The following is a 17227-nucleotide window of genomic DNA, read 5'->3' as shown; positions in this document are numbered from 1 at the left end:
GGGTCAGATCTTCCAGCCGGAGTGCAGGGCGACGATCCCCATCGACATGTTGCGGTATTTCACCTGTTCGAAGCCCGCGGTTCGGATCATCGCGGCAAAACGCTCCTGATCGGGGAATTTGCGGATCGACTCGACAAGATACTGGTAGCTATCGCGATCCTGCGCCACGATTTGCCCCATCGTCGGAATCACGTTGTAAGAATACCGGTCGTAGGCCCATTGCATTGCCGGATTTGGTAGCTGGGAGAATTCCAGCGTCATCAGCCGCCCCCCGGGGCGAAGCACGCGATAGGCCTCTGACAGCGCATCCTCGATCCGGGTCACGTTGCGGGTGCCGAAGCTGTTGGTAACCACATCGAAGGAGTTGTCGTCGAAGGGCAACTCCATCGCATCGCCCACGATCCAATCGAGCTTGTCGGCGAGCTGTTCGGCCTCCGCGCGCTTGCGCCCCTCTTCCAGCATGTCCGCAGTCATGTCGCAGACCACGGCCGCGGCCCCTGGCGCGCGCCTCAAGAAGCGAAACGCGATATCGCCGGTGCCACCGGCCACGTCGAGCAGACGTTGCCCGTCGCGCGGGGCGAGCCAGTCCATCATCGCATCCTTCCACAGTCGGTGGATGCCGCCGCTCATCAGGTCGTTCATCAGGTCGTAGCGTGAGGCCACGGAAGAAAAGACGCCCTCCACGAGGCCCTTCTTCTCGTCTTCCGTCACAATGCGCTCACCAAAGTGGGTGGTTTTGGTCACGTCGTCACTCATGGGACTTGCTCCCGGTCATTTTCCACCCTCCTTATAGGGTGCTGCCGGGGGGTTACAATGGACCCTGCCCGGGCCTGCGGCGAAGGGAGACAGCATGCCGGAACTTCCGGAGGTGGAGACGGTGCGGCGCGGGCTGGAACCGGTCATGTCGGGCGCCACCATCAAGCGGGCCGACGTGCGGCGCCCGGATCTGCGCTGGCCACTTCCCGAGCGCATGGCGGAACGCCTGACTGGCCGGCAGGTACGACGTCTTCGACGTCGTTCAAAGTACGTACTTGTCGATCTTTCGGGCAACGAATCGCTGCTCATCCATCTGGGAATGAGCGGCCGAATGGTGATTTCCGGCGATGTGCCCGGCAGTTTTCACCATCATGTTCTACCGGCAGAGCGGCACGATCATGTGATCTTCGACATGGACAATGGTGCGCGCATCAAGTTCAACGATGCCCGGCGTTTCGGAGCGATGGACCTACTTGATACGGTTGGCGCAGAATCCCATCCCTTGCTCGCCTCCCTTGGTCCGGAACCGCTCGGCAACGAATTCCACGAAGCCTATCTGATCGAAGCGCTGCGAAAGCGGCGCATGCCGATCAAAAGCGCGCTGCTGGATCAGAAGTTGGTGGCCGGGCTAGGAAACATATATGTCTGCGAGGTGCTGCATCGCGCGGGCATTTCGCCAATTCGGCGCGCTGACCGCATCTCCGAACCGCGAATCGCAAGCCTTGTTCCCGTCATCCGTGAGGTGCTGACAGAGGCTATCGCGGCGGGCGGATCCAGCCTGCGCGACCACCGCCAGGCCAATGGAGACCTGGGCTATTTTCAGCACGATTTCCGTGTCTATGGACGCGAAAGTGCTCCGTGCCGCCTCAACGGATGCGCGGGCACGGTTCGGCGCGTGGTCCAGTCGGGCCGCTCGACGTTCTATTGTCCGCAATGTCAAAGATAGCTTGAATGCGGCGGAGAGGGTGATAACCCTTGCGACCTGTGAAATCACAGAAAGGCTCGGCCGCATGGCTTTCGAGACACTGATCGTCGAAGTTACCGATCACATCTGCCTCATCAGGCTGAATCGCCCCGAAGCTCTGAACGCCCTCAACACACAACTCATGGGGGAACTCGGGCAGGCGCTGACCGAGGCGGAGGAAAACGAGAAGATCCGCTGCGTTGTCCTGACCGGCTCTGACAAGGCTTTCGCTGCCGGCGCGGACATAGCGGAGATGTCTGAGAAGAGTTTTGTCGAAGTCTTCGGGTCCGATCTTTTCGGCAAGGAGGCGGAACCTATCCTGCGGTGCCGCAAGCCGATCATTGCGGCCGTCGCCGGCTATGCCCTGGGCGGCGGGTGCGAACTCGCGATGATGTGCGATTTCATCATTGCCGCCGACACTGCAAAATTCGGTCAGCCAGAGATCAATCTTGGCGTTGTCGCCGGTATTGGCGGCACCCAGCGTCTGACCCGGTTTGCCGGCAAGTCGAAGTCCATGGATATGCATCTGACAGGCCGCTTCATGGATGCCGAGGAAGCCGAACGTGCGGGCCTCGTCTCCCGAGTGGTCCCGGCGAAGAAACTGGTGGAAGAGGCCATGGGTGCGGCCGGCAAGATCTCGCGCAAATCGGCCCTTACCGTCATGGCGGTGAAGGAAGCCGTGAATCGCAGCTATGAGGTTCCGCTGCGTGAGGGTCTCCTGTTCGAAAGGCGTCTGTTTCATGCGCTATTTGCAACTGAAGACCAAAAGGAGGGCATGGGCGCCTTCCTGGAAAAACGTGAAGCCCAGTTCAGGGACAAGTAAGCAGGCTTTTTGTGGTTGACTCGTATAAGCAAGCCGCCTAGAGACGCGGCTTCAGAAAGCAATCACCGAAATTCGGAACCCGATCACATGGCCAATACGCCCCAGTCCAAGAAGCGCGCCCGCCAGAGCGAACGGCGCTATGCCGTCAATAAGGCCCGCCGGTCGCGCATCCGCACGTTCCTGCGGAACGTGGAGGAGGCGATCGCCTCTGGGGACAAGGAAGCCGCCGCCACCGCCCTTCGTGCCGCCCAGCCAGAGCTGATGCGTGGCGTGACCAAAGGCGTTATGCACAAGAACACCGCGGCGCGGAAGATGTCCCGACTCTCTTCGCGTGTGAAGGCACTGAGCGCCTAACACGCTTCAGAACTAGATTTCCGAGCGGACGCACCCCTGCAGGGCGCGTCCGCTCTTGCTTTTTAAATAATCCCTTCAAAACAAAGACTTCAGCAGGGGCGCCGGATTCGTTTAGCCAAAGCGCGAGTCAAGATCGAAGTTAAGTTGCGCCGCTGGAGTACCACTTGCTAGCTTGCTCCTGCGATTCACATCGTCCGGGGGGACATGGATCGGTCGCGGTCGTCACGAACGTTGGGGAAGGTTTCGTGCGCGGCTTGCAGCGAGATCGACCACTTGCGAAGCTGGCGCTGCCGCCAGTCAGCGAGTAGGGCGTAGGCAAAAGCGTGTTGTTTTTTCACGCCTTACCGCGCCCCATGTCCATAGTATTTGTCACGTCGAACCACTGCGCATTCGCGTCGTGGCAGGCGTCATGGGGCGGTTTTTGCCTCTTCTCACCGGTGTGTCTGCGCACCGGGTTTTGTGAGTATGACCTCGAGACGGGCGTTTTGCACATCGGCACCGAGCCCAACCGATTCTCGGAAATCGGCCGGCTTGCGTGTTAAAAAAAAACGAGAACGGAAAAGGGCAAAATGACAAACGACACCTGGGGACGTGTGCAGAAAGATCTTCTGAAGGCGGTGGGCAAGAACAACTACGTAACCTGGATCGAACCTCTGGAATTCGACACGCTTGAGAATGGCGTCGCACGGTTCCACGTGCCGACCAATTTCATTGGGAACTGGGTTTCTCGTAACTTCGCCGACCAGATTCGGCAGCAGTTTTCCCGAGAAGGCACGGACGTGGATCGCATCGAATTCACGGTGGCGCCCGGACGGATGATCAGGGCCACCGATAGAACGGTGAAACATCAACGCTCCGCGGAGTCGACCGGTGCACCACTCACAGCGCCGTCGACCGCTCCGGCGGCAACAGCAGCATCGGGTTCAGTGGCAATCGAGTTGCCCGGCGCTCCGCTGGACAAGCGCTTCACCTTTGAAACCTTCGTCGTCGGCAAGCCTAACGAACTGGCCCATGCCGCGGCACGCCGTGTCGCGGAAGGTGGCCCGGTCAGCTTCAATCCATTGTTCCTCTATGGTGGCGTGGGTCTTGGTAAGACGCACTTGATGCACGCGATTGCATGGCATCTGCAAAAGACCCGACCGGAACTCAGGGTTGTGTATCTGTCGGCCGAACAGTTCATGTACCGCTTCGTTCAGGCTCTGCGCGAGAACAGCTCAATGCAATTCAAGGAGATGTTCCGCTCCGTCGATGTTCTGATGGTGGACGATGTACAATTCCTCGCAGGCAAGGACAGCACGCAGGAGGAGTTTTTTCACACGTTCAATGCCCTTGTGGACCAGCACAAGCAGATCATTATTTCCGCCGACCGCGCGCCGGTGGAAATCAAGAAGCTGGAGGAGCGGATCGCCAGCCGACTGCAGTCCGGCCTCGTGGTGGACCTGCACCCGACCGATTACGAGTTGCGGCTCGGCATTCTCCAACACAAGGTAGATCAGTACCGCGAAAGCTATCCCGGCCTGATGATCCAGGACGGTGTGCTGGAATTCCTCGCCCACCGGATTTCTACGAATGTCCGGGTTCTCGAAGGCGCGCTAACCAAGCTCTTCGCCTTCGGCTCGCTCGTGGGCCGCGAGATCACGCTTGATCTGACACAGGATTGCCTTGCAGACGTGCTCCGCGCCTCTGACCGCAAGGTTACGGTGGAGGAGATTCAGCGAAAGGTGTCGGAGCACTACAACATGCGGCTCTCCGACATGATTGGTCCCAAGCGGCACCGCACAATCGCCCGTCCGCGGCAAATGGCCATGTACCTGTCAAAGAAGCTGACATCGCGGTCGTTGCCCGAGATCGGGAAGCGCTTCGGTGGCCGCGACCACACCACGGTCATGCATGCGGTCAAACGAATTGAGGAGCTAAAGGCGGTCGACAACCAAATCGCCGAGGATCTCGAATTGTTGCGACGGATGCTCGAAGCCTGATCGATGTCGCGAGGCGTCAAACGGCGGCACTGTGTCGAATAGGCACTTGTGCCGCATTGGGAAAGCGATAGTGTGCGGTTCCCGGCTGAAATGGGAGCGTTGGCATGAAAATCAGCATCGAACGCGGCACCCTGCTAAAGGCAGTGTCCCAGGCGCAATCTGTCGTCGAGCGGCGCAACACGATCCCAATTCTCGCCAATGTCTTGATCGAAGCCGAGGGTGATGCCGTAAGTTTCCGGGCGACCGATCTGGATATTGAAGTCGTGGACAAGGTGCCCGCGCAAGTCGAGCGCGCCGGCGCAACGACCGTCTCTGCAGTGACGCTGCACGAGATCGTTCGAAAACTACCGGACGGGGCGCTCGTCAAGCTGACAGACGATGGCGCCGCCGGACGCCTCACCGTTGAGGCAGGTCGCTCCAATTTCACTCTCGCCACCCTGCCAAAGGAAGATTTCCCGGTTATGGCGAGTGCTGAGTATTCATCGAATTTCGGTGCTCCCGCGCCAGTTCTGCGCCGCCTCTTCGACAAATCGAAATTCGCGATCTCGACCGAGGAGACGCGGTACTATCTCAACGGTGTCTACATGCACGTGGCGGATGGCGAGAGCGGGAAGGCGCTTCGCTGCGTTGCGACCGATGGCCATCGCCTGGCCCGGATAGACGCGGATCTTCCGGCGGGCGCGGAAACGATGCCTGGCGTGATCGTGCCGCGAAAGACGGTTGGCGAATTGCGTAAGCTCCTGGATGATGACGAGGCGCAGATCGCCGTCTCCGTCTCCGAGACAAAGGTGCGTTTCGCCACGCCTGAAATCACCCTGACTTCAAAGGTCATCGACGGGACTTTCCCGGATTACGCTCGCGTTATCCCGGTAGGCAACCCTCGCAAGATGGAAGTAGATGCGAGCGAATTCGCCAAGGCGGTAGATCGCGTGGCGACAGTTTCCTCGGAACGCTCCCGCGCGGTGAAACTGGCGCTGGACGAGGACAAGCTGGTTCTCTCGGTTAATGCACCCGACAGCGGCGCGGCAGAGGAAGAACTGCCCGTCGCCTACGGGGACGAGCGGTTGGAGATCGGGTTCAACGCGAAGTACCTGCTGGAGATCGCTTCCCAGGTCGACCGCGAGAATGCCGTCTTCATGTTCAATTCCTCTGGCGATCCGACTCTGATGCGCGAGGGCTCCGATACCAGCGCCGTCTATGTAGTCATGCCGATGCGCGTGTGATGGTCGTTTCGCCGAGTTTTTATGCCTTCGGCGAGGATATTTTCGGACAGAAGAAGACGAGTGCCGGATGGCTGGTCTAGCGGTTCGCTCTCTGGTTCTGTCGCATTTCCGGTCCCATAAGACAGCGCACCTGGAGCTCGGGCCGGAGCCGGTTGCGATCTTCGGACCAAATGGCGCGGGAAAGACGAACATCCTTGAAGCCGTGTCCCTGCTTTCCCCGGGGCGCGGATTGCGTCGCGCTGCGGCGGAGGAGATGGGGCGACGCCCGGAGACGATCGGCTGGAAGGTCTCTGCCGTGGTGGCCTTGCGTGGGCAGGCCCACGAGATAGAGACTTGGTCGGAGGCCGGTGCCGCGAGGCAGGTACGCGTCGACGGAAAGGCCGCGACGCAGCTTTCGCTCGGATCCATCGTGCGTGTTGTCTGGCTTATCCCAGCAATGGACCGGCTCTGGACTGAAGGCGCGGAGGGGCGGCGGCGGTTTCTCGACAGGTTGGTACTCAGCTTCGAACCGAAACACGGCGAAGTGGTGCTGACCTATGACAAGGCCATGCGAGAGCGCAACCGCCTGCTGAAGGATCAGGTGCGCGACGGGGCATGGTACGACGCATTGGAAGCTCAGATGGCAACGGCCGGTGCCACTGTAATTGCGAACCGTGAGGCGACCCTTACCCGAATTGCAGATGCCCAGCGAGATGCGGCCACCGTATTCCCCGCGGCCCATCTGGCACTGAGCGGTCCGGACGGGCCCGAGTTTCCGCAGAGCGAAGCGGAACTCCTGACGGCCTTCCGCGCCGGTCGCCGGGCCGACCTCGCCGCCGGGCGGACACTGACCGGGCCACATCGCGCGGATCTCTCTGCAATCTATGCCGACAAGGGCATTCCCGCACGCGACAGCTCCACCGGCGAACAAAAGGCGCTGCTACTGTCCCTGATCCTCTCCAATGCCCGCGCCCTCGCGACGGACCAAGGCGCACCGCCGCTTCTGCTTCTCGACGAAGTCGCAGCCCACCTTGACGAAGCGCGCCGCGCCGCTCTCTACGACGAGATTTGCGCCCTTGGAGCGCAGGCCTGGATGACCGGTACCGGCGCGGATCTCTTCGCGGAACTCGGTAGCCGCGCGCAACGGATCTCCGTCACCGCGGCCGACGGCCCAGGCGGTGTCGATTGACGAGGCTCCTACCAAATCTTGTAGCAGCTGCGTGACAATCCCCACCTGACCTCGTATAAACTTGCATACTTGGAAAGGATGAGCTGCATGTCAGATGACGCGAACCGGGCGGAAGAATACGGCGCAGAATCAATCAAGGTTCTCAAGGGCTTGGAGGCCGTTCGCAAGCGCCCCGGCATGTATATCGGAGACACGGACGATGGCTCCGGCCTGCACCACATGGTGTACGAGGTGGTCGACAACGGCATCGACGAGGCGCTTGCAGGTCATGCGGATGCAGTGAGCGTCACAATTAACGCCGACAGTTCAGTTTCGGTGCTCGACAACGGCCGCGGGATACCGGTGGATATTCACCCGGAAGAGGGCGTGAGTGCGGCAGAAGTCATCATGACCCAGCTCCACGCCGGCGGGAAGTTCGACAGCAATTCCTACAAGGTGTCCGGTGGCCTGCACGGAGTTGGCGTCTCCGTTGTGAACGCGTTGTCGGACTGGCTGGACCTGCGGATCTGGCGCGACGGCAAGGAACACTACGCGCGCTTCGAACATGGCGAATGCGTCAAGCACCTGGAAGTCGTAGGTGACGCCGAGGGCCGAAAGGGCACAGAAGTGACCTTCATGGCGTCCACCGGTACGTTTTCCAATCTCGACTATTCCTTCAAGACGCTCGAGAACCGACTTCGAGAACTGGCATTCCTCAATTCCGGCGTCCGTATCATTCTGAGGGACGAACGCCCGGCAGAACCGCTGGAAGTGGACATGTGCTACGAGGGGGGCGTGCGCGAGTTCGTGAAGTATCTCGACCGCTCCAAATCCTCCACCATGGAAGAGCCAATCTACATGTCCGGCGAGCGCGACGGGATCGGGGTCGAGGTCGCAATGTGGTGGAACGACAGCTATCACGAAAACGTCCTGCCCTTCACGAACAACATTCCCCAACGGGATGGCGGCACCCACATGGCCGGGTTCCGTGGTGCGTTGACCCGCACCATCAACCTCTATGCCAACTCCTCCGGCATTGCCCGCAAGGAGAAGGTCAACTTCACCGGCGATGATGCGCGCGAGGGGTTGACCTGCGTGCTCTCGGTCAAGGTTCCGGACCCGAAATTCTCCAGCCAGACCAAGGACAAGCTGGTGAGTTCCGAAGTGCGCCCCGCGGTCGAGGGTTTGGTGAACGAGAAACTCGGCGAGTGGTTCGAGGAGAACCCGGCCCAGGCAAAGATCATCGTCGGTAAGATCATCGAGGCAGCGCTGGCCCGGGAAGCGGCCCGAAAGGCCCGCGAGTTGACCCGCCGCAAGACGGCGATGGATGTGGCGAGCCTTCCCGGCAAACTCGCCGATTGCCAGGAGAAGGATCCTGCCAAATCGGAGCTATTCTTGGTAGAGGGCGACTCCGCCGGCGGCTCGGCCAAGCAGGGCCGCGCTCGCGGTAATCAGGCGGTGCTCCCGTTGCGCGGCAAGATCCTGAACGTGGAACGGGCGCGCTTCGACAGGATGCTGTCGAGCCAGGAGATCGGCACGCTGATCACTGCCATGGGCACCGGTATCGGGCGGGACGAGTTCGACATATCCAAACTGCGCTACCACAAGATCATCATCATGACGGATGCTGACGTGGACGGAGCGCACATCCGCACCTTGCTTCTCACGTTCTTTTTCCGCCAGATGCCGGAGATTATCGAAGGCGGCTTCCTCTACATCGCACAGCCACCGCTCTACAAGGTCGCGCGTGGCAAGTCCGAGGTCTATCTGAAGGACGAAACCGCCCTCAACGACTACCTCGTCGAAATGGGGATCGACGGGGCCCGGCTCCGCCTGGGCTCAGGTGAAGAAATTGTCGGCCAGGATCTCCGGCGCGTGATCGAGGAAGCCCGTCAGGTGCGCCGGATGCTCCGCGCTTTTCCCACTCACTATCCGCAGCATATTCTTGAGCAGGCTGCCATCGCAGGCGCCTTTGTGCCGGGGCAGGTCGATGCCGATTTGCAGGGTACGGCCGACCGCGTCGCCGCACGGCTTGATCTGGTATCTGTCGAATACGAACGTGGCTGGCAGGGCCGGCCGACGCAAGACAACGGCATCCGTCTCTCGCGGTCCGTGCGCGGCGTAGATGAGATCAGGCGGCTCGATGGACCGGTGCTCCGTTCCGGCGAAGCGCGCCGCCTAGGGGCCCACACGCAGGCACTCAGCGACACCTACGGACAAACAGCCCACCTTGTTCGCAAAGACAAGGAGGTCGCCATACACGGTCCAAACGGGTTGCTGGCCGCAATTCTCGCCGAAGGCGAAAAGGGGCTGAGCCTTCAGCGCTACAAAGGCCTGGGAGAGATGAACCCCGATCAGCTTTGGGAAACGACTTTGGACCCGGAGGCTCGGACACTCCTGCAGGTGCGAATCGAAGACATGTCCGAAGCGGACGACATCTTCACCAAACTAATGGGCGACGTGGTCGAACCGCGGCGGGAGTTCATCCAATCCAATGCACTAAGCGTGGAGAACCTGGACGCGTAAGTCCCTGTAGGGACGCGCATAGCACTGCGCGTGCCTCAATGCCCTGCCTTGTCGCCCAAAAACCTGCGCCGATTTACCGGCTTGGGTTTCTCGTGGCGAGGCGACGCTGAGTGCCGATGAACTCGCCCGAGTTGAGCGTGCCATTGGGCCGCCGGAGTGCGCGTTGGTGCGCGAGCAACGAGGGGCAAGTCAAGGGCGTTGCGATTATAGACGCTGGTTGCAGATTCACTCGACATTTGCGGAACAACGCTCGGAATGCGTGTTAATCACAGACCCTTGGGCAAAGATCGCGCGGGATCAGCGAGCGAGGACAGCCAACTTGCGACAACTGCATCGGTGAACGCCGCGCAACACTTTGGGCAGCCAATCACCCCATTGGACTCGATGTGAACTCAATCTCCGGCCTTCTGGAGCGCCAATTCAAGGTCCAACACGGGTCACGTGCTTGAAACGTGCTTTTCGCATGGTTGTTCCGCGCCTGCCGCAGCCAGGTCATCAAGGATCGGGCAGTTCGGCCGGTTGTCCCCGGCGCACTCATGCACAAGATGGCTAAGTGTTCTCTTCATTTCGAGTAGCTCATCGATCTTGGCGTCGATCTGGAGCAGGTGCTCATTGGCGATCTTTTTCACATCCGCACTGGCTCTTGAACTGTCCTCGTACAGTTCGAGCAGATTTCGGCAATCGTCGATGGAGAAGCCCAGCGACCGCGCGCGGCCGAGGAAAGCCAATTTGTGCAGGTCACTGTCCCGAAATGAGCGATAGCCGTTTTCACTACGCAGGGGCATCACGAGGCCGATGTCTTCGTAGTAGCGGATCGTCTTGGCGGGCAGGCCCGAGCGGCGGGCGACATCTCCGATGTTCATTGGAAGTCTCCTATTCCGCGGGCGCAGCGGTAAGCGGTATCTCGGCCTCAACGTGCGGCGGGTCGTCGCCCAAAACTGGCTGCACGCGGCGCAGACGCAGAGCATTGGTGAGAACAAAGACCGAGCTGAGCGCCATCGCACCGGCTGCAAGAGCAGGCGATAGCAAGAGGCCGAAGAAGGGGTAGAGAGCGCCGGCAGCGACCGGGATCAGTGCGGTGTTGTAGCCAAAGGCCCAGCCAAGATTCTGCCGGACATTACGCATCGTCCGCGCGGAGATGTCGAAAGCGTTTACCACTCCCCGCAGATCGCCGGTCATGAGCACCACATCTGCACTCTCGATGGCGACATCGGTTCCAGTGCCTATGGCGATGCCAATATCAGCATGGGCCAACGCCGGAGCGTCGTTGATACCGTCGCCCACGAAGGCGAGCTTACGTCCGCCCTCGCGCAACGCTTCGAGTGCTGTGACCTTGCCGTCGGGCAGTACCTCGGCCGCCACATGGTCAATGCCAAATTCGGCGGCAATTGCATCGGCGGTGGCCTGTGCGTCGCCCGTGATCATGGCGACCTGCAAACCGAGGTCGTGCAGCGCGGCGATGGCGGTGCGCGATGTCGGCTTGATCGGGTCGGAAACCGCGATCACGGCGGCAATTTCGCCATCGATGGCGGCAAACAGCGGCGTCTTGCCGGCGGTCGCCAGTCTCTGGCTAGCCGTGGCAAATATTCCGGCTTCGATGCCTTCGCGCTCCATAAGCCTGCGGGCGCCGACGAGGACGTCACGCCCCTCAACCGTGCCGCGCACGCCCAATCCGGTGATAGAGGTGAACCCATCCACCCCCGGCAGCGGCGCATGATCACCCGCCGCGCGCAGGATCGCCTGCGCCACGGGGTGTTCGGAGCTTGCCTCCACGGCGGCCACGAGGCGCAGAACGCTATCGCGGTCTTGGCCTGGCGCCAGCTCCATGTCGGTCAGCGCCGGCTTGCCCTCGGTGATCGTACCGGTCTTGTCCAGCGCAACCACCTGTACCTCCTGCAACCTTTGGAGCGCATCACCCTTGCGGAATAGAACCCCAAGCTCCGCTGCGCGGCCAGTGGCGACCATGATCGAGGTGGGCGTGGCGAGCCCCATCGCGCAGGGGCAGGCGATGATCAGGACAGCAACCCCGGCTACCAGCGCATAGGTCAGCGCCGGAGGCGGTCCGAAGATCAGCCACACCAGCACCGTCAGCGCAGAAAGCGCCATGACGGCGGGCACGAACCACATGGTGATACGGTCCACCACCCCCTGGATCGGCAGTTTGGCGCCCTGCGCCTCCTCGACCATCCGGATAATCTGCGCCAACATCGTATCGGCACCCACCGCGGTGGCTCTGAACGAGATCGCCCCGATACCGTTGACCGTACCGCCGACGACTCTGTCGCCGGTGCCCTTGGCGACTGGGATAGGCTCGCCGGTCAACATGCTTTCGTCGACATATGTCGCACCGGAGATGACCTCGCCATCCACCGCGATCCGTTCGCCCGGGCGCACGCGGATCACATCCCCGGTGGAGATTTGGTCGATCGGAAGCTCGACCGGGCCGGCATCGCGCTCGACAAGCGCCGATTTCGCCTGCAACCCGATGAGCTTACGAATAGCCTGTCCGGTGCGCCCCTTGGCCCGTGCTTCCAGCCAGCGGCCAAGCAGGATCAGGACCACGATGACTGCAGCGGCCTCGAAGTAGACAGCGCGGGTCTCGGCCGGCAGGAGGAACGGCAGGAAAGTAGCGATGACCGAGTAGCCGTAGGCAGCTGTGGTGCCGATGGCCACGAGGCTGTTCATGTCCGGCGCGCGGCGCAGAATTGCCGGGAAGCCCTTCAAGTAGAAGCGCCGTCCCGGTCCGAAGAGCACGATGCTCGTTAGTACGAACTGGATCATCCAGCTTGCCGTATGCCCTATGGTATTTCCGACGAAAGCGTGAAACCCGGGGAAGACATGCCCGCCCATCTCCAGCAGGACGACGGGCAAGGTGAGCGCTCCGGCAAAAATCGTCTGGCGCTTTAGGTCCTCCGTCTCGGCGACCTTTCGACGCGTATTGTCCGGAGCGTCACCGGCTGCCAGCGGAAGTGAGGCTGGATACCCGGCTTCGGTCGCCGCGCGAGCCAAGCTATCCGGCGTCACCGGGCCTTCAAGGTAGCGCACGCGCGCGGTCTCGCTGGCAAGGTTGACCGTGGCTTCGAGAACGCCCGGTACCTTCGCCAGCGCGCGCTCAACCCGGCCGACGCACGAAGCGCAGGACATCGACTCGACCCGCAACGTCACCTCGCCGGTGCGCGCCGGGTAACCCGCCCTGTCGAGAGCCGCAGTGATTTCCACCACATCCGCGGGATCGGCGAATTCCACCCTCGCGCTTTCATTGGCAAGGTTCACGACCGCTCCTTCGACCCCCGGCAGGGCCTTAAGTGTGCGTTCGACGCGGCCAACGCAGGACGCGCAGGACATTCCCTCGACTGTTAGGTTTATCGTGCTCATATCGCTCACCAACGACTCGGATTCATATTGTTGGTTCAACAGATAAAGATTCCACCAACTGGAAGGTCAAGAGTGGCCTTGCGTGTCGTGTCCGGTGGAAGGTCGCTCTCTGTGTTGCATTTCCGGTGTCCGCGCGACACTGTCTTTTGAATTCCCGATTGGCGCGTTGGAGAGCGGATTTGGCGAAGGTTGGGCGAGTAGCGGCGGTTCTGGGGCTGATTGTGCTTGCAAGTTGCACGTCCGTTCCAATCGACGAGCCGAACGTTGTAAGCCGGGCGATTGACCTTCCATTACCGGACTACTCCAACACCGCGCTGACAAGAGCGCTGGCTGCGCGGCCCGGAGACTCAGCCATACTTCCTCTCTCGGACGGAAACGATGCTCTGGGAGCGCGTATCCGCATGATCGAGACCGCCCAGCACTCGATCGACATGCAGTATTTCCTGCTGAAGCCCGATCTTGCCGGTGCGTTGGTCGCCGTTGCCCTCTTGGAGGCAGCCGACCGGGGCGTGCGGGTGCGCTTCCTGTTGGACGACGCGCTGACCACGGCAAAAGACCGGCAGATCGCGCGGCTCGACGCACATCCGAACATCGAATTCCGGATGATCAACCCGCTTTCGCGGCAAAGTCCGACGTTCTGGAACTACTTGTGGGAATTCCAGCGGGTGAACCGGCGCATGCACAACAAGTCGATGGTGGTCGACCAAAGCCTGTGCATTGTCGGCGGGCGCAACATCGCGGACGAGTATTTCCGTGTTGATACGTCCTCTGAGTTCGCTGATTTCGATATTTTCCTCGCGGGCCCAGTCGCCCATGAGATCGGCGAGCAATTCGACCTTTACTGGAACGACGGATGGTCGGTTCCCCTTGAGGCTCTGCGCCCATCCCGTTCCAAACCACTGGACTACAGGGCAGTCGAGCAGGAGATCCGCGCCCGTCGAGCCGAAGCGCTGACTGGCCTGCATCAACGCGCCATCGAGTCCACCTATCTTTCGGATGTTCGAAGCGGGCGGGTCAAACCGATTTTCGCACCGATCGAGGTTTCCTACGACAAGCCAGAAAAACTGAAAGTGCCGGTGCAGGAGGGTGAACGCCACGTTGCCAACGACCTCTTGTCGGCAATGTCGCGTGCGACATCCGAGATCATTCTTGTTAGCCCTTATTTCGTGCCAGAGGATTGGGGTGCGAGGTTCTTCCGAGATTTGGCCGCGCGGGGTGTGCGGGTCCGGATCGTCACCAATTCGCTGGCATCCAACAACCACCCCTATGTACACGCAGGGCTCATGCGGCACCGGAAAGACCTGCTCGCCGCAGGAGTGGAACTCTACGAAATCAAAGCTGACGCCCTGACCGTGACCGGAGAGGCACCGCCCGGTTCCGAAATCACGATGACGATGCACACCAAGCTGGCGGTGATCGATTCCCAGAACCTATTTGTCGGTTCCCTGAACTTCGACCCGCGCTCGATCAAGATCAACACCGAGATTGGGATATTCATCGCGGACGAAAAAGCCGGTGGGGCAATGCATGATGCGCTCGACGCCGTCATGCACGAATATGCATATCGGTTGGCGTTGGACGAAAACGGCAATCTGACATGGATCTATACGGGGGCCGACCGTCAGGACGTCGAGTACCGCGAACCGGGGGCAAGCCCGTGGCGGCTGTTCGTTGCGAACTTCACCCGCTTGTTGCCGGTTGAAGGGCAGCTCTAGCGGACGGCAATCGACGATTCCGCTTTCCGCCGCAGCGAAAGCTCATGCGAAGCAATCGGTGTTGCTGCTCCGCGAACCCCAGGGGCGCTACGCATGGCTTCCGAGTGAGCACACTTGACTGGATCGGAGCGGACGGGTTCGACTCCACTCGCGCGCGGGTGCTGGCAGAAATCATGCAACCTCGTTCAGTCGCATGATCCTCAACGTCCGTTCATCACTGAATGCCACAAGGACGAACGGCAGGGCTCGAACAACCGATTGATCGTTTTATCCAGGAAAGCTTGCCATTGCCAACTTCAGCCAGACGAAGGGCTCACGTGGCGCGGGCGCCGGTTTCACCTCGGGTTCCACGGCTCAGGGCAACTCCTATGGCCACAAACCAAGCCAGCGTTGCAAACCTGAAGACCGCCCCCATCGGCCTCGACAGAGCGGGTACCAACGTTGCCAGTCCTGCCGCGCCGGCTGCGATGCCAAGCATTCGCACCGCGACAGGCAGGGATCGAGCCGCGATCATGCTCCCTGCGAGCCAGAGCGCGCCAGCGATCTCGTTTCCGCCACCCAAACCGTCCTCCACGGCGCGAAGTACTTGCCATAGGACGGTTGCGGCGTGAACGTCCTCTCGCACGATGAACGCAACCGCCGCGAGACCGCTATTCGCGACCATGCCGGCGGCCAGCAGCAGGCCGACCCAAACCATCCCGAAGAGCGATGAGACCCGCATGAGTTGAGGCGCTTCGGACGAGATCAGTTCGTGGAGCGCGACGACGAGGACGCCAAGAAGGATCGCGTTCAGCACGTAGACGATTGTGTTCCACGCAATCATCATTTCGGAGTTACGCATGAGAAACCCAACAGCCTCCTCCGCCGCCGTCGGGTCGAAACCGTAGCCGGCCGGTATCAACACAAGGATCAACAGGGCGACTCCGACTCCGTAGGTCCCGGCAGCGCCAAAGGCGGCAAGGCTACCCGATTGTCTCAGCGTCATCTCCCAACGCCTTCAATGATTCCGGTGACGACGGAGCGAAAATGCTCGGCGAGGTGGCGGTTGCCATAGGAATCTCCAACCATGTCGCGACCCATCGCTGTCAGAAAAAACTGTGCCGGCCCCCGAATATCGCGCGGGGTCGCTACTGGCAGAATCCGCAAGACAGTTCGGCGGATCCAATCCGGCAAGCTGGAGATCGCAGGGGGTTTGCCAAGCGCCTTGAACGCCAGCCGAGCGAGGTCTTGTTGTGTGAACGTATCGGTTCCACCAACCTCCAGCGTCTCCCGTCCTGTTTCGACCGCGTCGACGACTGCCTCCGCCAGATCGGCCCCATGAATCAGGTTGAGCCGCAACGTACCGCTGCCGAAGAGCCACACGCGCCCGGATCGCGCCATCGAGAGGAAATCCTCCATATCGGAAAAGTACCCGCTCGGACAAACCACCGTGGAACGCAGTGGTGCGGCGCGCAACACGTCGACAAAGGCTTGTTTCGCGGCCACTAGCGAGACGTTCGCCATCGCCCTGGCGTTCATTACATGCACATAGCAGAAACGAGGAACACCCGCGGCGAGTGCCTCATTCAAAAGGTGAACATTGGCCTGGTAGTCTACATCGCGATAGCTCAGCCCATCGCGTTGCCGCGTGATGCCGAGCGCACTGACAACAAGGGTTGCGCCCTCCATCGTACCACGCAGCGATTCCGGATCCGTGGCATCCGCCACGACGATCTGCTCGCGTGCCAATCCCCGCGCTTCGGCGCGCGGGGCGTTGCGAACGAGGGCCCGAACCTTCCATCCCCGCGCAAGATAGGCGGAGACGAGGAATGTCCCGAGGTACCCGGACGCTCCCGCGACGACAACAGTGCTCATGGTAAGTCCTTTCAAGTATGCGTGCCCACGTCACGCCAACGGCCGGCACGACTGCGAGCCTCAATGGGGTTACGAGGGTCGCGAGAGGCCGCGCTCGGGCGCCGATTGATTGGCAGCACTTACCTCCGACGGGAGGGTGTTCACGCCGATGCCTCCGCAACCTGTACGGGGCGCGGTCCAAGGTCGGTCACTACCCCATGCTCCCGCGACGCCACCGCCGAGGCGACCTGCAACCCGCCGGTAGGGTTCCCTGTGCCGCGGCCGAGATAGCGATTGGATTTGACGTCGTTTCTGAATGACCGGCCGCCCCTCAAATCATCACGCCGAACGCCAAAGTGACCGCAGGCTGAGGGTCCGGGCCAGGCAGACCGATGTCGCGACGAAGCCACCGCGTTGTCGGAAGCGACGGCGTTGAGCGACGCGAGCGCCCGGAGCCGGAACCGGGAGAGAGAAGGCCAAACAGATTGGCCAAGCGCCCGAGCGGATATTCGGGGGAAAGGTTCATTGCTTT

Annotated in this window: 13 protein-coding genes; 8 read left to right on the top strand and 5 right to left on the bottom strand. The window is 61.1% G+C overall.

The genetic code is table 11. The features are described from left to right. Positions 1–3: 3 nt before the first annotated feature. Positions 4–756, bottom strand: coding sequence for a bifunctional demethylmenaquinone methyltransferase/2-methoxy-6-polyprenyl-1,4-benzoquinol methylase UbiE (ubiE, locus tag ARC39_RS00420; RefSeq protein ID WP_068108391.1), 753 nt, complete (start codon positions 754–756; stop codon positions 4–6). 94 nt (positions 757–850) lie between these two features. Between ubiE and mutM the strand changes: the two genes are divergently transcribed. The 7 genes from mutM (at position 851) to gyrB (ending at position 9772) form a co-directional block, all read left to right on the top strand. Further along, positions 851–1702 (top strand): bifunctional DNA-formamidopyrimidine glycosylase/DNA-(apurinic or apyrimidinic site) lyase, encoded by an 852-nt coding sequence (gene mutM, locus ARC39_RS00415; protein WP_068108388.1) that lies wholly within the window; start codon positions 851–853, stop codon positions 1700–1702. Positions 1703–1766: 64 nt separating this feature from the next. Continuing rightward, a complete protein-coding gene (locus ARC39_RS00410; RefSeq protein WP_068109985.1) occupies positions 1767–2543 on the top strand; it encodes an enoyl-CoA hydratase in 777 nt (258 codons plus the stop codon). 87 nt (positions 2544–2630) lie between these two features. After that, positions 2631–2897: a 30S ribosomal protein S20 gene (rpsT, locus tag ARC39_RS00405; protein ID WP_068108385.1), complete on the top strand. Its 267-nt coding sequence runs from the start codon at positions 2631–2633 to the stop codon at positions 2895–2897. 569 nt (positions 2898–3466) lie between these two features. Beyond that, complete coding sequence (gene dnaA, locus ARC39_RS00400; protein ID WP_068108382.1) at positions 3467–4876, top strand: chromosomal replication initiator protein DnaA; 1410 nt, start codon at positions 3467–3469, stop codon at positions 4874–4876. Positions 4877–4980: 104 nt separating this feature from the next. Next, positions 4981–6099, top strand: coding sequence for a DNA polymerase III subunit beta (dnaN, locus tag ARC39_RS00395; RefSeq protein ID WP_068108379.1), 1119 nt, complete (start codon positions 4981–4983; stop codon positions 6097–6099). A 67-nt stretch (positions 6100–6166) separates the two neighbouring features. Continuing rightward, positions 6167–7267, top strand: coding sequence for a DNA replication/repair protein RecF (gene recF, locus ARC39_RS00390; protein WP_068108376.1), 1101 nt, complete (start codon positions 6167–6169; stop codon positions 7265–7267). Between the two features lie 87 nt (positions 7268–7354). Next, entirely contained in the window at positions 7355–9772 is a 2418-nt protein-coding gene (gene gyrB / locus ARC39_RS00385; RefSeq protein ID WP_068108373.1) for a DNA topoisomerase (ATP-hydrolyzing) subunit B, read from the top strand. A 437-nt stretch (positions 9773–10209) separates the two neighbouring features. Here gyrB and cueR read toward each other — a convergent pair whose 3' ends face one another. Together cueR and ARC39_RS00375 are read right to left on the bottom strand one after the other, a co-directional pair. After that, positions 10210–10635 carry a Cu(I)-responsive transcriptional regulator gene (cueR, locus tag ARC39_RS00380; protein ID WP_068108370.1) on the bottom strand — a complete coding sequence of 142 codons (426 nt, stop codon included), beginning with the start codon at positions 10633–10635 and terminating at the stop codon, positions 10210–10212. 10 nt (positions 10636–10645) lie between these two features. After that, entirely contained in the window at positions 10646–13156 is a 2511-nt protein-coding gene (locus tag ARC39_RS00375) for a heavy metal translocating P-type ATPase (protein WP_438273247.1), read from the bottom strand. Positions 13157–13326: 170 nt separating this feature from the next. On the opposite strand from ARC39_RS00375, the gene ARC39_RS00370 reads away from it, so the two are divergent. After that, positions 13327–14862: a phospholipase D-like domain-containing protein gene (locus ARC39_RS00370; RefSeq protein WP_149866258.1), complete on the top strand. Its 1536-nt coding sequence runs from the start codon at positions 13327–13329 to the stop codon at positions 14860–14862. 313 nt (positions 14863–15175) lie between these two features. Here the strand turns inward: ARC39_RS00370 and ARC39_RS00365 are convergent, their stop codons facing one another. Both ARC39_RS00365 and ARC39_RS00360 read right to left on the bottom strand, forming a co-directional pair. Beyond that, complete coding sequence (locus tag ARC39_RS00365; protein WP_068108364.1) at positions 15176–15847, bottom strand: hypothetical protein; 672 nt, start codon at positions 15845–15847, stop codon at positions 15176–15178. Continuing rightward, positions 15844–16716: an SDR family oxidoreductase gene (locus ARC39_RS00360; protein ID WP_068108361.1), complete on the bottom strand. Its 873-nt coding sequence runs from the start codon at positions 16714–16716 to the stop codon at positions 15844–15846. Before ARC39_RS00360 ends, ARC39_RS00365 begins: the two co-directional genes overlap by 4 nt. Positions 16717–17227 lie beyond the last annotated feature (511 nt).

This window comes from Tropicimonas marinistellae (assembly GCF_001509585.1).
Taxonomy (GTDB): Bacteria; Pseudomonadota; Alphaproteobacteria; order Rhodobacterales; family Rhodobacteraceae; genus Tropicimonas; species Tropicimonas marinistellae.
This window is presented reverse-complemented; position numbering and strand designations above follow the sequence as displayed.